The following is an 18,323-nucleotide window of genomic DNA, read 5'->3' on the forward strand; positions in this document are numbered from 1 at the left end:
CCGCCGGGAATCGGCCCGGCGTCTGAATGATGGAGCTCCAGGGGGCTCCCGGATCAACTCCTGATGAGGCGTTCCAGGTCCTCGAAGGTGGGCCGGTAGACTTCGGGAACGGAGCGCCGCCCGAACTCCAGCGCGATCATGGGGGTGGCCCCGTGGGCGGTGCTGGCGATGGTGGCCCGGATCACCCCGAAAAAGGCCTCGCGCTCCAGGGACCGGTTCTCGAGCTTGGTGGCCATGGGGCCGACGAAGCCGTAGCAGAGCAGCACGCCCAGGAACGTGCCCACCAGAGCCGCGCCGATGGAGTGGCCCAGTTCGTCCGGGGGGGCGGTGATCTTCTGCATGGTGAGCACCACGCCAAGGACCGCCGCCACGATGCCCAGGCCCGGCAGCGACTCGGCCACCTTGGAGAGGTTCTGGGCCGGCAGCGAGCTCAGGGCGTGCATGGACTCGATGTCGGCGTGCATGATGCCCTCGATCTCGGCTGGTTCGCCGGTGACCAGGTACACCCGGAAGGTGTCGCAGATGAAGCGCACCACCTGCGGGTCTTCGCGCACCCTGCGGTGCGCGCCGAAGATGCCGCTGGATTCGGGGTGTTCGATGTCCGGCTCCACGCTGGCCAGGCCTTCGCGCCGGATCTTGATCAGCAGCCGGGCCAGGAGGCTTAGCACCTCGGTGTAGTCGGCGGTGTCGTAGTGCTTGGCGGAAAAGACTTCCTTGATGTTCTGGAAAACCAGCTTCAGCGAGGTCTTGGTGGAGGCGATGAGCAGGGCGCCCAGGGCCGCGCCGCCGATCACCAGCAGTTCGGCTGGCTGAAGCAGAATGCCGAATTTGCCCCCGGCAATCCAGTAGCCGCTGCCGACACAGCCCAGCACCACCAGGATGCCCAGTATCGCGATCATGTCGTTTCCTCTCCGGCCGTGCAGGGATGGGCGAGCGCGGCCTCGATTTCAGCCAGCAGGTTGTTCATGTCCAGTCCGCTACAGAACCGGGCCGTTCCGGAGAACCCGCCGCGCAGGATGTTGTCGCACCAATGGGCCAGGTGGGAGACGCCGCAGGATCTGGCGTCCAGGAATTCCAGCGCCTTCTCCAGCCGCGAGCCAACGGCGAAGCGCAGGAAGTGCGAACCGAGCAGCAGCCCTCGGTCGGTCTGCGCAACCCTGGTCAGCTGGTTGTAGGTGAAGACGCTCAGCTCTCCGTACGGGTCGTCGGCGCTGGGGTCCCACAGCTTAAGGTAGATGAAGCAGGTCTTGGCCTCAAGCAGTTTGGAGGCCACGTCCGGCGGCAGGGTGGCATGCAGCCCGAGCCCGCGGATGGACAGGTCCATGAGCACGATGCTTCCCTGGCCCAGTTTGGACAAGGCCAGGTGCGGCCTGCCGAGTTCGGCGGCGCTCAGCCGGACGTAGTCGCGTCCTGGGCAGAACCAGATGGCCAGCTCCCGCAGGTAGGCTTCGGGCACGGCCACCCTGTAGTCCGTGCGTCTGTTGGAACTTTGCACTGTCGCGCCTCTGCTTTGAGTCGGAAATCAACGATTCTGCCCATCTCGTACCATGCGCCAAATGCGGCAGGCAAGGCGGATATTGGCGATCCGGCATTGAGGATGTTCCACAACAGCCTCATGGCCCCGCCCAGTGCAAGAAGTTGATTGTCACTGCCCTGGCGCTGAGTGTAGATTCGCCGCACGGATATCCAATACATGCCGACCACGCCATCATCCCCGCCCCCATCCGGGCCACAGTCCGGGAATACCCCTGCCCGGGACGTGCCGGACGACGCGGCGGCGTTGCGCCTGGGAGGCGCGCTGCTCGCCGGCACGGCGCTCGCGGTGCTGCTGACGGACGGCGACGGCTCGGTGCTTCAGGCCAACGAGGCGGCCCTTGTGCTGTTCGGCCTGGACGGCGCGCCCCCTCCCGGTACGCCCGCCTGGGACCTCGCCGCGCCGCATTCGCGCGACAACGCGCGGGCGATGATCCTGGAGGCGCTCCATGACGGGGCCGGGAGCATGGGGAGCATGGGCAGCACGGGCGTTTTGCACCTGGCCGGGCGCGGCGGCAGGGCCGTGACGGCCCAGGCCACCTTCCTGGCGGTTGCCGGGGAGTCCGGCGGGCGGTCCGGGCTGGCCATCCTGGCCCGGGACATCACCGCCGAGCACGAGGAGACCGAGAAGCTGCGGCGCGGCACCCTGGACATCATCCGGCTCAATGCAGAGCTGCGCTCCGAATACGTGGCCAAGCAGGTGGCGCTGCAATCCCTGGAGGAGCTGTCCGGGCGGCTCAAGGGCGTGCTGGAGGCCGCCTCGCGGGTGGTGATCGTGGCCACCAGCCAGAGCGGCGTCATCACCATGTTCAACCCCGGCGCGTCCAACCTGCTGGGCTTCAGGCCCGAGGAGATGGAAGGCCTGGAAACACCGCTGGCCTTTCTGGACGAGGACGAGCTGGCCCTGCGCGGGCGCTCGGTCAGCGCCGCCGAGGGGCGCTCCATCGCCGGAGTCGGGGTGCTGGCGGCACTGGCGCGTTCGGGCCGCAAGGATTTCGGCGAGTGGACCCTGGTGCGCAAGGACGGCTCCCGTTTTGCGGCAGAGCTTGCGCTTTCGGCCATCGAGGGCAAGCACGGCGTGGAAGGCTACCTGCTGGTGGGCGTGGACGTGTCCGGGCGCAAACACGCCCAGGAGGCCATGCGCGAGCGCGAAGCCAGACTGCGGGCCATCCTGGACGGCGCGGCGGACGGCATCATCACCGTGGACCAGCACGGGCGCATCGAGTCGCTCAACAGCGCGGCGGCGTCCATGTTCGGCTACAGCCTTCCAGAGCTCCAGGGCCGGGCCATGGAGGACATCGCCCCCGGCGCGTTGCAGGGCAGGCACGCGCGGGGCCTGGGTCCCGTGCGGGAGGTGTCCGGCTGGCGCAAGGACGGGCGCCGCTTCCCCATGGAGCTGAGCGTGGCCATGGTGGACCTGCCCTCCAAGCCGCTTCGCACCTGCATCATGCGCGACATTACCCCCAGGCGCAAAGCCGAGGAGGCCCAGCGCCAGTTCACCCAGCGGCTGGCCCAGCAGCAGGCCGACATGGAGCGCGACCTCAAGGCCGCAGCGGAGATCCAGAAGAGCCTGCTGCCCAAGGACCTGCCCCCGGACCCGCGCTTTACGGCCCGCTGGCTGTTCGCCCCCAGCGCCACCATCGGCGGCGACATATTCAACATCTTGTGGCTGGATGAGAACCGCATCGCCGTGTACATGCTGGACGTAAGCGGCCATGGGGTGCCCTCGGCCCTGGTGGCGGCGGCAGCGGCCCAGGCGTTGCAGTTCCATTCGCTCTCGGTTGGCTGGGCCGCCCACTCCTCTTCCGGCCCTGCTCCGGACCGGGTGCTGACCGCCCTGGACATGGAGTTTCCGCTGGAGCGCTTCGACCGGTACTTCTCCCTGGTGTATTTCACGGTGGACCTGGAGCGCATGGCCCTCTGCTACTGCAACGGCGGACATCCCCCGCCGCTTCTGGTACGCGCGGGAGGGGGAGTGGAAGAGCTGCACGAGGGCGGCACGGTGATAGGTCTGGCAGGGCTGTTGCCCTTCCAGGCGGGGCAGGCCACGCTTGATCCGGGGGATACGCTGGTGCTCTACACCGACGGGCTGACCGAATTCGAGAACGCGTCAGGCAAGCGCTTCGGCATGGCCCGGCTGCGCAAATGGCTGGACGCCACCGCCGGGCTGCCCGTGGACGCCCGGATGGACGCCCTGCGCAAGGCCCTGGAATCCTTCGGAGGCAAGGCCAGCCCCCAGGACGACCTGACCGTCCTGGTCATCACCTTCGCATAAACAGCATCCGGCATTGGGGGAAATCATGACGGCAACGGTTGTGGAAAGCTCGATCAACGGCGTGACGGTGCTCGCCCCCCTGGGAGGCAGGCTGGACGCGTCCGGGTGCGGCGAATTCCGGCGCAGGCTTGAGGAAATCCTGGCGCGCGGCCAGACCCTGGTGGTCTGCGACCTCTCCTCCGTGCCCTTCATGGACTCCACGGGCCTTGGCGTGCTGTTGGGGGCGCTTCGCGCCCTGTCCGGCAGGGGGCGTCTGGCCTGCTCGGGGGCCGTGCCCGCCGTGCGCAAGCTGTTCGAGGTCACCCGCCTGGACCAGGGCCTCATGGGGGTCTACGACACGGTGGAGGGCGCGGTGGAGGCCCTCTCCGGGATCGAAAACCGGGGGGACAGGCCATGACGGGGCGCAAGCGCGTGCGCCTGACCATCGACAGCGCTCTGGAGCACGTCTCCATGGTGGGCAACGCCCTGCGGGGCATCCTGGAAAACGAGCCCGGGCCGCGCCAGGACATCCCGCTTGTGGAGCTGGCCGTGTGCGAGGCCGTGAACAACGCCATCATCCACGGCTACGGACGCAGGGCCGGTTCCCCGGTGGAGGTGGACGTGAGCCTGGGCGACGGACGCCTCGACGTGATCGTGGCCGACCTGGGCCAGGGGTTCGAGCGCTTCCCGGACATCCTGCCCGCGATACCCGGCGGCGACGACCTGGAACAGATGCCCATGGGCGGCTGGGGGCTTCGCATCATGGGCGAAGTCATGGAGGCCGTGGGCTATTCAAGCGCCCGGGGGCGAAACGAACTGTCCATGTCGCGCCGCTGGGAATAAGTTTGGCGGCCTAACCTCCGCAGGGGCAGGGTTGCCAAGGGGTGGCCTTTATCTTACTGGGACGTGACACGGACGCCCCGGCCTCTCTTTTGCGCGACGCTTTCCCTTTCAGCAGGAACGTTTGCATCTCCGCACCGCTTGGGCGCGGGGACGACCCGAGGGCCGCGCTTCCGCATCACCCATGATCCTCAATACCGCAAAGCAGATATCCGCACGCAACGTGCTCGAGGGCCTCCGCCAGGGGCTGACCCGCTTTTCCGGGCCGAGCCGGGTGGCGCTCATCATGGCCGAGTCGCGCGACTCCAAACTGCTGGTGCACGACCCCAGGCGTCTGCTGCGCGGCCACGAACCCAAGCTGGCCAAGGTCTTCCTGGAATCCGACGAATGGCGCGAGACCGCCCCGGACACCGCCTCCATGAAGCCTTTCGGTCAGGCTGCCTGGGCGCAGAAGCTCCACCTGACGGGCATGATCTGCTCCGGCGGATACGCCCAGCCCCTGTTCTACCAGATGTGGTTCACCGAGCTGCACCCCAACATGTGCTCCACCGGCCCCACCGAGCGCTGGCTGGAGCACGCGGTGTGGCTCCTGGCTCACGACTACGCCTCCGAGGGCGCGTTCTTCACTTCGGCCTCCAAGCACGCCCTGGAAGCCTTCGAGCACCACGCCGTGCGCAACCATCTTTTCGCCGAGATGAGCAAGACCCTGGGCAGGCCGCCGCACATCCCGCTCTATCCCATCCTGGAGGCCGTGCTGAACGTCTCCACCACCCGCGAGGAGGGCCAGCCTCCCACGGGCCGGGTCATCTTCATCGAGCCAGCCGAAGCCGACAACGTCCAGTGGATGATCCGCTTCCCGGAGGTGGAACGCCCCTTCCTGCACAACGCCAAGCATGTGCGCAAGCTGCTGCTCTCGGTGGAGGACTCCACGCGCCGTCTGGTCAGCGACGGCGAGCGGGTGCTTGGCATCTGCGCCCAGGCCAACGGCCTCTCCAACCGGCTCACCGCCGATTTTCAGGACCGGTTCGGCTTTTTGCGCCTGGGGGGCAAATCCGTGTGCAGTTTCGTGGACGGCGTGTACCAGTCCACCACGCGAAAGCCCAACCTGGTGGTGCTGGAGGAAGCCCTGCTCGAGGCCCAGACCGGTCCGGACCAGGGCCATGCGCTGTTCCAGATGACCAGCGCCATCGTGGACCAGGCCCGCAAGGAAGGCTTCGGCTGCACCCTGGTGCTCGATCCCGGCGCGTCCCTGCCCCCCATGGCCGGGCAGCACGTGGACCCGCCCCTGCACCTGGAAGACCCCCAGCACCTGGATCTGGCGAAATCGCTCGCCAAGCTGGACGGGGCGCTGCACCTCACCGGAGCGGGGCTCCTGTGCGCCTTCGCCTGCCTGCTGGACGGCAGGGGCGTGGACTCCGAGGACCGCTCGCGCGGGGCGCGCTACAATTCGGCCCTGCGCTTCACGGCCATGCATCCGCGCATCATCGTGGTGGTGGTCTCCGCCGACACGCCGGTGTTCATCATCCAGGGCGGCGTGCAGCTCAACGCCGCCTGCGACCTGCACAAGGAGGGCGACCTGGACCTGAACCCGCCCGCTTTGGAATCCTGGCTGGAGGGACAGTAGGCGTGAACGCGAGTTACGTCGTCTACCGGCGCACGCGCGACGGCAGGCTGCGCTGGGGCGTGCGGCTTCCGGTGTGGCTGCCCTGGGCGGTCATGGGCGTTACGCTCCTGGGGGCGGCGCACCTGGCCTGGAGAATGCCGGAGGTCACGTCTCTCAGCGCCCTTCGCCTGCGCCTGCACGCCGCCCGTTCCCAGAGCGCCGTGGAGCGCGGCCAGCTGCTGGCCGTGCATGACAAGCTGAGCTCCCTGCGCCGCCAGCTGGACCCGGTGGTCAGCCTCAACAGCAAGCTTTCACGCGTGACCAGCCTGGACGAGTCAGAGTCCAGGGTGTCCATGGGGTCCGCGCCGCTGGTCGAAGGCGGGAGCGGCAGCGAGAAGCGCCTTGTCCGACAGCTCTCGGCCATGGCGCGAGCCCTGGTGGAGGAGGTGGCCTTCCAGGAGGTCCGTCAGCGCCAGCTGGCTTCAGTGCTGCACGAGCGGGCACTGGAGTTCGCAGCGCGGCCCTCCCTGTGGCCCGTGCGCGGAACGATCAACTCCGATTTCGGCGCCCGCTTGATGGGGCGCTCCCGCGAATACCACAAGGGCGTGGACATCGGCGTCCCCATTGGCAGCCCCATCGTGGCCCCGGCGGACGGCAAGGTGGTCTCGGCAGGCTACGAGTCCGGCTACGGGCTTGTGGTGGTGCTCGAACACCGGCACGGGGTCAGCACGGTCTTTGCGCACCTGAAGTCGGTTTCGGTGGAGGCTGGGGACGAGGTGACGCGCGGCAAGCTGATCGCCCACTCCGGCATGAGCGGACGCACCACGGGCTCGCATCTGCACTACGAGGTCCGCCTGAACGGCCAACAGGTGGACCCCTTGAACTTCATGCTTGATTAACCTTCGGTAAACTTTCGCGTAACCGATGGACGGCCCAACCGTACATGAGTTATAAAAAGACCTTATGATCGAATCAGACAGCACAAAGGTGTCCCGATGAAATACGCGCTCCTGGCTTTGGCCCTGTGTCTTGCCGCTGTGGGATGCGCCAACGAAGTATACGAGCGCAACCTTCAATATATGACCGCCCCGACCTACGAGGCAGAGAAAGTGATCGTCGCCCAGCGCCTGGACGCGGCGCAGGCGGAACTCTCCAAGGCCCAGGCCAGCGGCGACCCGGATAGGATCAAGAAAGCCACGGCCGACTTCAACGTGGCCAAGGCCAAGGCGCGCAGCGTGGAGAACGAGGAGCGCCGCCGCACCAGGAAATACTAGGGGCAGGCTTCGCGGCCCGTTCCCGCGATTCATGCGTTCAGGCGGAGAACAATCGATTTCATGACTGCCTGGGTTCCAGGAGTCGTTCCAGGAAGCATGCCCCTTGCCGTGGGAATTCCACGCGCAGGGGGCTTTTTCGTGCTGGCGGCATGCGCCTGCGGCGCGTCAGCCCCTGGCCCAGGCCGGAACCAGACGGCGCGCCTCGCGCAGGGCGCGGTCCAGCTGGCTGGCTCCGGGAAGAAGCCGCTCCAAAAATCTCCAGTACGCAGGGGAGTGGTTCAGATGCACGGTATGGGCCAGCTCATGGGCCAGCACGTAACCCGCAACCTCCTCAGGCAGGAACAGCAGCCGGGCGTTCAGTGAGATGAGCCCCTTGGCCGAGCAGCTTCCCCAGCGGGTGCGCTGCAGGCGCACGCTGGTTCCTGAATACGAAAGCCCGAGCCGTGCGGCCTCGGACTCCAGCCAAGGCGGCAGCACGCGCTGCCCCTCCCGCACCAGCCAGCGGCGCAGGGCCTGCATCACGCTGTCGCGGCAGGCGATGTTCCCGGCAACTTCCAGAGTTGATATCCCCTGTTCCCGCACGCGCACCCCGCCCAGGTCCTTCTCCCGCGCCGCAGCGCCGTCCATCCGCGACGAGCCGGGGCGCTCCTGCGCGTTTCTCCCCGCCGTGAAGCTCCCCGCGCGGTAGCGCACGGACAGCACGCGCCCCACGGCGCGCAGCTCCACGCGGGCTGGCGGCTCGGCGGGGGACTGCCGTGCGGCGTTCGCCCGTTCCAGGTGGTGTTCCACCCACTCCAGGCGATCCATGACGATGCCAGCCAGCAGGCCGGGGTCGAACCCAGGCGGGGTAACCACGGTCAGGCCGGTTTCGGGCGTGATGACCAGCCGCACCCGTTTGGCGCGGGGGCTGATCCGGTGCGCGTAGGGGGGCAGGGAAAGGGATGTGGCGTTTTGAGTGGTCATTGGCGAATGCGGGGGCTTGCTGTCAAAATGGGTATGACGTATGGCGTTGCGCTCGGTTGATGACGTTTTTGTGAATCTGAGATTTCGGGAGGCTTTCCATGTCGTTTGGCCTGAAGACCGTTCGCATCCCGGTTAAGCTGGCCTTGAGCAGCCTTGTTTTCGCCCTTCCCATAGCGGTCCTGACCTTCTTCACGATCCGCAGCCTGGACAAGGACATCACCTTTGCGGAAATGGAGATCAAGGGCAATGCCTATCTGAGGCCCCTGGTGATCCTCCTGGAGAATATCCCCCAGGTCGGACCCCAGGCTCCGCAGGCCACGGCCAAGGTGGACCAGGCCTTTGCGGCTCTGGGCGAACTCCAGAAAACCCTGGGCGAGGATCTGCAATTCACCCCGGGGGATCTGGCCCGGCGCGACAGGGCGAAGCTCCTGCCTGCCACGGTGGAGGACGCCTGGAAGAAGACGCGCAGCGCCCCGACCCAGGACGCCCTGGACGCGCTCATGGCGGACGTGCGCGGCATGGCCGCCCACGCGGGCGACACCTCCAACCTGATCCTGGACCCGGACCTGGACAGCTATTACGTCATGGACGCGGTGCTCCTGGCCCTCCCCCAGACGCTTGACCGCCTCTCCAAGGCCCTGCAGGACGCCCTGCCCCTCACCGGCGGCAACGACCTGAGCCTCAAGGAACGCAGCATGATCCAGGTGTACGTGGCCATGCTGCGCGAATCCGACCTGGAGCGCGTGACGGCCAGCCTGAGCACCGCCCTCAAGGAAGACGCCAACTTCTACGAAACCTCCCCTTCGTTGCAGGCCGTGCTGCCGCCCAAGCTGGAAGCCTACTCCAAGGCCAATCAGGCGTTCATCTCCGCACTGGACCGCATGGTGCGCGGGGCCAAGTTCAAGCCCCAGGAGCTGACGAAACTCGGTGACGACGCCAGACGCACCACCGTGGAACTCTGGAACACGGCTTCCGCTGAACTGGACGTGCTGCTGGCCAAGCGCATCGCCCACAGCAAGACCACCAAGTACAGCGCCCTGGGGCTCACCGTGGTGGCGCTGATACTGGCCGGAATCAGTGTGCTCCTCCTCGGGCGCAGCATCGTCACGCAGCTCTCCAGCATCCGCTCCTACGCCCACAAGGTGGCTGAGGGCGACCTGCTGGCCGCGCCCTGCACCGCCTGCCACGCGGAACTGGGCGAGCTGTCCGAGGACATCCAGGTGATGGTGCGCGAGCTTCGCGCGAAGTTGGGCTACACCATGGGCCTCCAGAACGCCTTCAAGGTCCCTCTGCTGGTGGCCGACAAGGAAGCCCGCGTGACCTACACCAACCGGGAACTGCTTGAGTTCATCGAGGTGGAGGGGGAGCCCGAGGCCTGGGTGGGGCTCACCGTGGCGGAACTGGTGCGCAACGACGCCACCAAGGAAACCGTGATGAGCGACTGTCTGAAGAAAAACGCCTGTGTGTACAAGGCGGAAATCCAGTTCGCCACGCGCAAGGGCAATGTCCGCCACGCCCTGGTGGATTCCGAGCTGCTCTACGACCTGGACGGCAACATCATCGGCGTGGTGGGCGTGCTCTCGGACATCACCGAAATGAAGCGCCATGAAACCGAGCTGGAGCGCCGCAACGACTCGCTGGCCCTGGCCCTGACCTCCTCCCAGGACATCGCCGGGGAACTGGGGCACGCCATGCGCCGTCTGGCGGAGTGCATCGCCCAGGCTGCCGAGGGCGCGGCGCACCAGAACGAGCGCGCCTCGGACACCGTGGAGGCCATGGCCTCCATGAACGCCTCGGCCCAGCAGGTGGCCGATCTGGCCGGAGAGGCCGCCCAGAGCGCGGACAGCGCCAAGGGCACGGCCCAGGAGGGCGAGAGCATGGTGCGCACCGCGGTGCAGTCCATCTCCGCCGCGCAGGACCAGATGCTGGCGCTCCAGGATCAGATGCGAGAGCTTGGAGCCCAGGCCGACAACGTGGGCCGCGTGCTTCAGGTGATCGGCGACATCGCCGACCAGACCAACCTGCTGGCCCTGAACGCCGCCATCGAGGCCGCCCGCGCGGGCGACGCCGGGCGCGGCTTCGCGGTGGTGGCCGACGAGGTGCGCAAACTCGCCGAAAAGACCATGCAGGCCACCCACGAGGTCGGCTCCACCCTGGACGCCATCCGCAACGGGGCCTCGCGCACCTTGAGCGCCACGGAAAAGGCCGCGCGCGACATCGTGGAGTCCACCCGCCTGGCCGAATCCTCGGGCGAATATCTGGGGCGCATCGTGTCCATCGTGCAGGGCTCCAGCGAGCAGGCCAAGGCCATCGCCCAGGCGGCTGGCGAACAGGCCAGGGCCAGCGCCCAGGCCAACCACTCCGTGGCCGAGATCGAGGAGATTTCCGCCCGGACCTCCCAGGGCATGGAGGACGCCTCCCAGGCCCTGGAAGAGGTGAACAGCCAGGCTTCCAGCCTGGAGGAGCTCATCCGGGGGATGAAGAACTAGGCAGGTCCGATTTACGCGCGGCTCTAGGCTTCAGAGACCGCTTCGGCATTCTGGCCGGGGGACTTCAGCATTTCCTGGGGCGTCCCGGCCTCCATGGCGGTCAGAGCGGCCTGCCACTCGACGTTCAGCACGCCCAGGCATTGTTCCGCCAGCTGCAGTTGCCCGTCGGCCAGGGATTCTTCCAGCTTGGCCGCCTGGGTGCGCACGGCCGTGGCTCCCACCACTGCGGCGGAGCCTTTCATGCTGTGGGCCTCCCGCGCGGCTTCCTGCAGGACCCTCTTGGCGTCCGCGCCCGGTTCGCCTCCCTCATCCAGCAGCTCGCGCAGCTTTCGCAGGCGGCGCGGGGTCTCTTCCTGGAAGATGGCCAGGAGCGCCGTCAGCACCCGCTCGCGTCCTGCGAACCATTTGCGCAGCCAGGCCGCGTCGAATTCCCGCGCAGGGGCCGGGGCGGGCTGGGGTTTGACGGCAGGCCGCCGCCCGCTCTGCACGTCCCTCAGGATCAGTGTCAGCTCGTCTATGTCCACCGGCTTCACCACGCAGGCGTCCATGCCCGCTTCCAGGAAGCGTTCATGGTCGCCCTTGATGGCGTGGGCCGTCAGGGCCACGATGGGCAGGCCGGGGTCCGCGCCCGGAGCCTGCCCGGAGCGGATGAGCCGGGTGGCGGTCAGGCCGTCCATCACGGGCATGGACACGTCCATGAGCACCAGATCGAAGCCTCCCTCGGCCAGCTTTTCCAAGGCCCGCGCCCCATTCTCCGCCACCTCCACCTCGTGGCCTTCCTCTTCCAGGAAGGTCCGGGCGAACATCTGGTTGGCCGGTTCGTCCTCGGCCAGCAGGATGCGCATGGGCCGCAGTGGCTGGTCGCCAGATGCGCCAGATGCGCCGATACGCTCGGCGAGCCGTTCCTGCATGGCGCTCTTGACGGGCTCTGGCGGGGAGAGCTCCCCGCTCAGCCGGAGCGGCAGGGTGAAATGAAACGTGGAGCCGCGTCCGGCCTCGCTTTCCACCCAGATGCGCCCGCCCATCATGCCGATAAGCTGGCGCGAGATGGCAAGCCCCAGGCCCGTGCCGCCGAAGCGGCGGGTGGTGGTGGAGTCCGCCTGGGTGAAAGTGTCGAAAATGACCTCCTGCTTGTCGACCGGGATGCCGATGCCGGTGTCGACCACCGATATTTGCAGCACGTCCTTATGCATCATCTCGTCGCGCGCCGGGCGCGCCCGCAGGGTGACCGCGCCCCGTGACGTGAACTTGACGGCGTTGCCCAGCAGGTTGAGCAGCACCTGGCGCAGGCGCTGCGGGTCGCCGCGCATGGTCCGGGGGATCGTCCCGGACGTCTCCACACAGAGGTCCAGGCCCTTGCGCGCGGCCTGGATGCCCAGGGTGCGCGCCGCCTGGGACAAAACGTCCATGGGGTCGAAATCCTCGTTCACGATCTCCAGGCGGCCTGCCTCTATCTTGGAGAAGTCCAGGATGTCGTTCAGCACGGCCAGCAATGATGAACCTGCCTCGGACACCCCTTCCAGGAAGTCGCGCACGTCGCGGTCGGACACGCGCTTCAGGGCCAGGCGCGTAAGCCCCAGGATGGCGTTCATGGGGGTGCGTATTTCGTGGCTCATGGTGGCCAGGAAGTCGCTCTTGGCGCGGTTGGCCTGTTCGGCCTTGAGGCTTGCGGCCTTGAGTTCCTCCTCCATGTCCTTCTGGTCGGTGATGTCCTGCACCAGGCCCTCGAACAGCGCCACCTTGCCGTCCGGCCCGCGCGTCACCACCGGAGTGTTGCGGATCCAGCGCAGCGCGCCGTCCTTGCGGCGGATGCGGTGCTCCAGGGGCTTCACGTCCTGCCCTGCATCGCCGCTCATGATGCACTCGAGAAAGCGTATGACCTGCTGGCGGTCGTCCTCATGCACCAGCCTGACCCAGAGCCTGGGGTCGGCCTCGAAGGCCTCCGGCGGGTAGCCGCTGACCGGCTCGCAGCCCAGGCCGTGGCGCACGGAGACGATGCGTCCGGCCTCCATGCGCACGGTGTAAATGTAGTTGGTCACGGAGGAGAGGAGCCTGCGGTAACGGCTCTCGCTGCGGGCCAGGGCGGCCTCGGCGGCGCGCAGGCGCAGGCGTTTGAGCCCCTGGTCGGCCAGGGTGTCCACCAGCGTGGCGTGGAAGGACATGATCTTTTCCAGACGCCCGATATCCACCACCGGGGCTTTGGCGATCATCTCCATGTGCGGTTTTTCGTGCAGGTGGTAGCTTCTGGCCAGGGCCTTGTGGCGGGTCATGTCCGGGGGGGCCAGCAGGAACTGCCCGATATGGATGGCGGCCACCGCCTCGCCTTCCACCAGGACCGGCGCAATGGCGTCGCACAGGCCCAGAGGACACTTGAAGAGCTGGTATCCGGTTGCGCAATGGGGAAGGGGGTGGCCGGATTGCGGCTCCGGCCTGCGGCAGATCAGCGACACGCAGGGCGAGTCGGGCAGATGACGCAGGGAGCAACCTGTTCTCCAGCCTGCTGAAGCCAGGGCATGGCCTGCGTTGTCCAGCACGATGGCGGGCAGGCCGGTGGCCTTGTGGAGGCTCGCGAGAAGCTCTGCAAGGGTCTGCGTGTCCACGAGATCCGCGAAGCGATAGGTCATGGTCCGCCTCTTGCCGCCGGATAAGGATCGGTGGAAAGAAAACGATTTGTGAAGGGTTTTGTCAATGCGCTACGGTTGTTGGCGGGCCAGCTTTGCCATATAAGAGGAAAAACAACAGGACGTGACCATGCTCCCCGAGGACCTGACGCCTTTCTTCCCCTGGCTGGCCGGACTGCTGGGCCTGGTGCTGGGCAGCTTCTACACAGTGTGTGTGCACCGCTACCTCACCGGGGCGTCCATCGTGCTGCCGGGCTCCCATTGCCCCGAGTGCCTGAAGCCTCTTCGCTGGTGGGAGAACATCCCGCTGCTGTCTTTCATCCTGCTGCGCGGGCGCTGCTCGGCCTGCAAGGCGCCGATCCCCTGGCGCTATCCGCTGCTGGAGGCCTCAAGCTGCGCCTGGGCGGTGCTTTTGGCCCTGCGTTTCGGGCCGACGCTGCCCTGGCTTATGCTCATGGCGGTGGGCGGTGTGTTCCTGGTGGCTTCGTTCATCGACCTGGAGATCTTCATCCTGCCGGACATCCTTACGTATCCTGGCGCGGCGTTGGGCATCGCCACGGGCATCTTCGGCCTGGGGCTGACCGTCTCGCAGAGCCTTCTCGGAGCGGCGTTCGGAGCCGGACTCTTCTGGCTGTTGCGCTTCGTGCACATGCGCTCGCGCGGAGTGGAAGGCCTTGGCCTGGGCGACGTGAAGCTCATGGCCATGATCGGCGGCCTGGTTGGCTGGATGGGGCTTCCCCCGGCCATACTGTTCGGGGCGGGATCGGCGCTGGTGCTCGCGCCGGTGTTTCGTCTGGGGCGCACGCAGGAAGGCCCCATGCGCATCCCCTTCGGCCCGTTTCTGTGCCTGGGGTGCATGCTGGCCATTCTCTGGGGCGACAAATTCATGCTGCTGCTGGCGGGAAGACTGTAGCGTTTCGTCGCGCCGCGACAAAAAAATGACGTCTGGCAGGGCGCTTAGATGGCCTTGCCGTAGCGCCCCCTCACCTTCTCGATGTACTGGCGCGTCTCCGCGATGGGGGGCACGCCGCCGTGCCTGCTCACCGTGCCGGGTCCGGCGTTGTAGGCGGCCAGGGCCAGCTTCACGTCGCCGCCGAAACGGTCCAGGAGCTGGCGCATGTAGCGGGTTCCGGCCTCGATGTTCTTGGCGGCGTCGAAGCTGTCCGTGAGCTTCAGGTCGCGCGCCGTGGCGGGCATGATCTGCATGAGTCCCTGCGCCCCCTTGGGCGACACCGCCTTCACCGAAAATCCCGACTCCACCTCCACCATGGCCGTCACCAGGGCCGGATCCACCCCGTTCGTCTTGGCTGCGCGCGCGATGAACGCCGCGATCTGGGTGCGGTCGGCTGTTTCGGGGATGCGGAAGGTGAAGTAGGGCCTGTATTCTGCGTTGGTGCGGATGTCCGAGAGGTGCACGGTGCCGGAGCGGTCCTGGTAGTGATATATGGTCTGGGCGTCGCACCGCATCGGGCCGACCATGATGGCCAGCCCGATGATCAGTGCTGCTGCGATGCGTGCCGACATGGGTTCCCCTCCCGTTGCATTGGCAATGCAAGATATTTACCAAATACGCAAGGGCGGGGCAGCCGGGGGGCGGACGGACAGAAGGTGTCTCAGCGCATGCCGATCTTTGGAATGGAGAAGTAGTACGTGCCCGTGGATGCGCCGGTGGACACCTGGTAGCCGTACACGAAAAGGCTGAAGGCGTTGTGCATGGCGCTGGTCAAAAACAGCGTGTACTGGAGCGTCGGCGTCGCTCCCGCATAGTCCGCCGTGATGTCGTCGCAGTTGGCGCCCGTGCAGTTGTACCAGGTTTTGATGGTGTAGGCGTACATGTTGAAGCGGGAGTCCGAGGAGTTTGTGGAATAGACCACGCTCGGCCTGTAGATCTCGATGCGCACGGGCACCGGGCTGGCCGTTCCCACCATGGTGTTGCGGTTGATGGACAGAAGGCCGACCCTGCCGGAACCGGCGGGGTCGGTGTCGCCATCGCCGGGGTTGAAGGGTCTGGGGTCGGTCTTGTTGTTGTTGTAGCCGAAGTTGTGCACGTTGTCGTCCCAGCCGTAGTAGGAATTCGTGGAGTAGGTGTTGGTGGGCGGTGCGGTGTTGATGTTCCAGGTGGAGCCCCAGAACACGTTGGCGATGTGGTGGTTGTCCGGGTCGTTTCGGCCGTCGCTGCTGATGGTGGGCGAACCGGAGTGCCCGCTGTTGGTGTAGATGTCGAACTCCACGCCGATTTTGGGCGGGCGGATGCCCAGGCCGTTGCCCCAGTAGGGGTAGCCCTGCCCGGCGTAGCCCAGAAACGACCCGTGCGAGGAACCCGCCGGAGGACCGCCCGCGTTGCGGGGGGTATTCCAGGTGCCGTTCTTCAGGGCGAACACGAACCCGTCGGCGTTGGAGCCGCTGGAGATTGTGTAGGTGAAGTAGACGCGGATTCCGTTGTTGGTGCTGCCTATGCCGTTGTTGAAGTTGGCGCTGGCGATGGAGTTGCCTGTGCCGGCGAAGCGCGGGTCGAAGCTGATGCCTGCGGTGTAGTCGTTCAGGGAGCTGGCGTTGACCGACACGGTTGTGGGCGAGGCCACTGCCGTGCCCGGCTTGGATTGCACGATATACACGCCCGTGCCGCTTGGCGGGGCGTTAATGATGTTGGTGACGGCGTAGTTGGCCTCATAGGGCGTGCCCATGTTCACGGTGCCCACGGAGACCACCGTATAGTCGTAAGGGTTGGGCGGTGTGGCCACCACGCTCAGGGTGATCTTCTGGTTCGCGCCCAGGCCCGTGGTGATTTCGGTGCCGTTCAGGGTGTCCAGAGGGGTGTTGGTGACTCCGGTCAGGATGTCCGCCGCGTAGGAACCGGCGTAGTTCATGCCGGATTCGGCCAGCAGGCGGGCCTGGGTGTCGAAGGTGAGCATCATCTCGTTGGTCTTGGCGGTGTCGGTGATGGAGAGCACCGCCGCCGACAGGGCGGACATGATGGTCATGGCGGCAATGACCCACACCAGGGAGAAGCCGCGTTGGCCGCGAGGGTTGGTCTGTGTGGTGCGCATCGCGGCTTGCCTCATTGGAAGCGTTGCGTGTTGAGTTCGATCTTGGTGGTGAAGGTCTTGGTGGCCGTGCCAGAGAGCACCGGGACCTGGGCGTTGATGGTGATGCCCACCGGGACCGCCGGGCTTGCGATGTAGTTGGGGGCGGTCACCTGGAAGCCCGAACCGCTCACCACGTTGTTCAGGAGCACGTTGCCGTTGAGGGTGATGGTCGTGCCCGTGAGCTGGATGGTGTTTTGCGTGGCCTCGGCCCGGTAATAGTAGGTGATGGCGGTGCTGGTGAAGTTGTAGGCCCGCTTGGTGTCGATGTTGGCCACCTCGTGGGTGATGCGCGTCAGCGCCGCCTGGATATTCTCGGCGGAGGCTGCGGCGTTGCGCGCCAGAAGCGTGCCCCGCATGACCGTGGGCAGGAGCGTCAGCGCCCCGGCCGCGACGATGCTCATCACCACGAGCGTGGCGATCATCTCGAAGAGGGTGACACCTCTTTGGCCCCTCTGGCTGGCGGCGTGCCTGATCATAGCTGTTTCGTGAACACGTAGGTCACGACCTGTTGCGTGGCGTTGTCGCGGATGGTCACTTTGAGCGCGGTGTTCAGGTCCGTGACGAAGAATTTGAAGTTGGGGTCTTTGACCACCGTGTGCGAGGCCGTGATGCCGTAGTTCCCGGTGACGATCTGGGCGTTCAAGAGCGACAGGTCGTGCATGTACATGGCCTGGCTGTAGTAGTCGGCCACGATCCTGGCCATGACGTTCTGGAGATCCAGCGGGGCCGCCATGCGGGTGATGGGCTCGGAGCTCTTGGTGATGCCGGTCAGGAAATAGGGCACCACCATGGCGGCCATCATGGACACCATGATGAGTGTGACGATCAGCTCCAGCAGGGTGAAGCCGCCGCTTCGTATGGCGCGCACGGCTTTCATGGCACGAATCCGGTCCCAGTGGTGACGGTTACGGGGCTGCCGGAATATCCGGCCACAGCGTAGGACAGGGTTCCCGTGGGCTGGCCCCGGTAATCGAAAGTGGTGGCTCCGGCTGCGACGCCCGCCGTCTCGAAGGTGATGGTGGACTTGGCCACGCCGTTCCGGTCGAGCGTTCCGGTCTGTCCGGCCACGGTGAAGGTCCAGGAGACGATGTCGGCCATGGCGCGGGTGCGAGCGTTCCTGAGCGCGCCCTTGAGGGCCTCGCCGTCGGCGAAGGCGTCCGTGTCCACGGTGGAGCGCCTGGAGATGGCCACGGCGGCCAGGATGCCCACCAGCACCAGCACCAGGGTCAGTTCCAAGAGCGTGACGCCCCGCTGGGAATGTGCGCGGCTCATGGAGCGGACGGGACAGGTAGGGCCTTGGGCGGCGGGGCGGAGGCTGACGGAACCGGGAAGAGCGTCGCGTTCGACATGGGAGCGGACAGGCAGGCAGGCACACGCGCCCGTATTGGACGCCGTGGGAGGCGCGGCGAGATGCCGGACGGGGCCGGGCATGTGGTCTGAAGTCGTCTCGCGGGGGTTCATGGTGTGCGCCTCCGGGGCTTCAAGGAGCCCCGCCTGTCCCGTTCCTGCTTGTCATGCCGGGTTATCTCCGGCGCGTATCGCGTGCTCACGCTATCAAAGTAATATCCCTCTTCGATTCAGCCAAGTAAGAAACGGCAAGTTCAAGCCGGGCGGTACCCCCCTGGTCCCGCCCGGCTTGATCTGTTTCGTTCCGCCGTGT

At 66.5% G+C, this 18,323-nt stretch carries 17 protein-coding genes; 8 read left to right on the forward strand and 9 right to left on the reverse strand.

What is annotated here, in order from left to right:
- Positions 1-53: 53 nt before the first annotated feature.
- The gene (gene motA, locus G453_RS0106770; protein ID WP_027190438.1) at positions 54-899 is read right to left on the reverse strand and encodes a flagellar motor stator protein MotA; all 846 of its coding nucleotides are present in this window, start codon (positions 897-899) and stop codon (positions 54-56) included.
- Entirely contained in the window at positions 896-1,495 is a 600-nt protein-coding gene (locus G453_RS26105; RefSeq protein ID WP_051271898.1) for a hypothetical protein, read from the reverse strand. Before G453_RS26105 ends, motA begins: the two co-directional genes overlap by 4 nt.
- Before the next feature lie 198 nt (positions 1,496-1,693).
- On the opposite strand from G453_RS26105, the gene G453_RS26110 reads away from it, so the two are divergent.
- The 6 genes from G453_RS26110 to G453_RS0106805 all read left to right on the forward strand — a co-directional run bounded on the left by G453_RS26110 (position 1,694) and on the right by G453_RS0106805 (position 7,504).
- A complete protein-coding gene (locus tag G453_RS26110; protein ID WP_084502149.1) occupies positions 1,694-3,808 on the forward strand; it encodes a SpoIIE family protein phosphatase in 2,115 nt (704 codons plus the stop codon).
- Positions 3,809-3,833: 25 nt separating this feature from the next.
- Positions 3,834-4,205 carry an STAS domain-containing protein gene (locus G453_RS0106785; RefSeq protein ID WP_043644721.1) on the forward strand — a complete coding sequence of 124 codons (372 nt, stop codon included), beginning with the start codon at positions 3,834-3,836 and terminating at the stop codon, positions 4,203-4,205.
- Positions 4,202-4,630, forward strand: a complete 429-nt coding sequence (locus G453_RS0106790) for an ATP-binding protein (RefSeq protein ID WP_027190441.1) — start codon at positions 4,202-4,204, stop codon at positions 4,628-4,630. The genes G453_RS0106785 and G453_RS0106790 overlap by 4 nt, the downstream gene beginning before the upstream one ends.
- 181 nt (positions 4,631-4,811) lie before the next feature.
- Positions 4,812-6,251 carry a diadenylate cyclase gene (locus tag G453_RS22795; RefSeq protein WP_043644723.1) on the forward strand — a complete coding sequence of 480 codons (1,440 nt, stop codon included), beginning with the start codon at positions 4,812-4,814 and terminating at the stop codon, positions 6,249-6,251.
- Positions 6,252-6,253: 2 nt separating this feature from the next.
- Positions 6,254-7,129, forward strand: a complete 876-nt coding sequence (locus tag G453_RS26115; protein WP_051271904.1) for a M23 family metallopeptidase — start codon at positions 6,254-6,256, stop codon at positions 7,127-7,129.
- Positions 7,130-7,225: 96 nt separating this feature from the next.
- Entirely contained in the window at positions 7,226-7,504 is a 279-nt protein-coding gene (locus G453_RS0106805; protein WP_027190442.1) for a hypothetical protein, read from the forward strand.
- 165 nt (positions 7,505-7,669) lie between these two features.
- Here G453_RS0106805 and G453_RS0106810 read toward each other — a convergent pair whose 3' ends face one another.
- Entirely contained in the window at positions 7,670-8,467 is a 798-nt protein-coding gene (locus tag G453_RS0106810) for a M48 family metallopeptidase (RefSeq protein ID WP_051271906.1), read from the reverse strand.
- Between the two features lie 98 nt (positions 8,468-8,565).
- Between G453_RS0106810 and G453_RS26120 the strand changes: the two genes are divergently transcribed.
- Positions 8,566-10,956 (forward strand): methyl-accepting chemotaxis protein, encoded by a 2,391-nt coding sequence (locus G453_RS26120; RefSeq protein ID WP_051271909.1) that lies wholly within the window; start codon positions 8,566-8,568, stop codon positions 10,954-10,956.
- A gap of 23 nt (positions 10,957-10,979) precedes the next feature.
- Here G453_RS26120 and G453_RS26125 read toward each other — a convergent pair whose 3' ends face one another.
- A complete protein-coding gene (locus G453_RS26125) occupies positions 10,980-13,580 on the reverse strand; it encodes an ATP-binding protein (RefSeq protein WP_051271912.1) in 2,601 nt (866 codons plus the stop codon).
- A gap of 127 nt (positions 13,581-13,707) precedes the next feature.
- Between G453_RS26125 and G453_RS0106825 the strand changes: the two genes are divergently transcribed.
- Positions 13,708-14,490: a prepilin peptidase gene (locus tag G453_RS0106825; protein ID WP_027190444.1), complete on the forward strand. Its 783-nt coding sequence runs from the start codon at positions 13,708-13,710 to the stop codon at positions 14,488-14,490.
- A gap of 44 nt (positions 14,491-14,534) precedes the next feature.
- Here G453_RS0106825 and G453_RS0106830 read toward each other — a convergent pair whose 3' ends face one another.
- From G453_RS0106830 to G453_RS27085, 5 genes are all read right to left on the reverse strand, one after another.
- The gene (locus G453_RS0106830; protein WP_043644725.1) at positions 14,535-15,101 is read right to left on the reverse strand and encodes a lytic transglycosylase domain-containing protein; all 567 of its coding nucleotides are present in this window, start codon (positions 15,099-15,101) and stop codon (positions 14,535-14,537) included.
- Positions 15,102-15,190: 89 nt separating this feature from the next.
- The gene (locus tag G453_RS0106835; RefSeq protein WP_027190446.1) at positions 15,191-16,624 is read right to left on the reverse strand and encodes a hypothetical protein; all 1,434 of its coding nucleotides are present in this window, start codon (positions 16,622-16,624) and stop codon (positions 15,191-15,193) included.
- 11 nt (positions 16,625-16,635) lie between these two features.
- Complete coding sequence (locus G453_RS0106840; protein ID WP_027190447.1) at positions 16,636-17,139, reverse strand: PulJ/GspJ family protein; 504 nt, start codon at positions 17,137-17,139, stop codon at positions 16,636-16,638.
- The gene (locus tag G453_RS22815; RefSeq protein ID WP_043644727.1) at positions 17,136-17,540 is read right to left on the reverse strand and encodes a type IV pilin protein; all 405 of its coding nucleotides are present in this window, start codon (positions 17,538-17,540) and stop codon (positions 17,136-17,138) included. Before G453_RS22815 ends, G453_RS0106840 begins: the two co-directional genes overlap by 4 nt.
- Positions 17,537-18,124: a prepilin-type N-terminal cleavage/methylation domain-containing protein gene (locus G453_RS27085; protein ID WP_084502150.1), complete on the reverse strand. Its 588-nt coding sequence runs from the start codon at positions 18,122-18,124 to the stop codon at positions 17,537-17,539. The genes G453_RS22815 and G453_RS27085 overlap by 4 nt, the downstream gene beginning before the upstream one ends.
- Between the last annotated feature and the right edge of the window lie 199 nt (positions 18,125-18,323).

The sequence above is a fragment of the Fundidesulfovibrio putealis DSM 16056 genome, assembly GCF_000429325.1.
Taxonomy (GTDB): domain Bacteria; phylum Desulfobacterota; class Desulfovibrionia; order Desulfovibrionales; family Desulfovibrionaceae; genus Fundidesulfovibrio; species Fundidesulfovibrio putealis.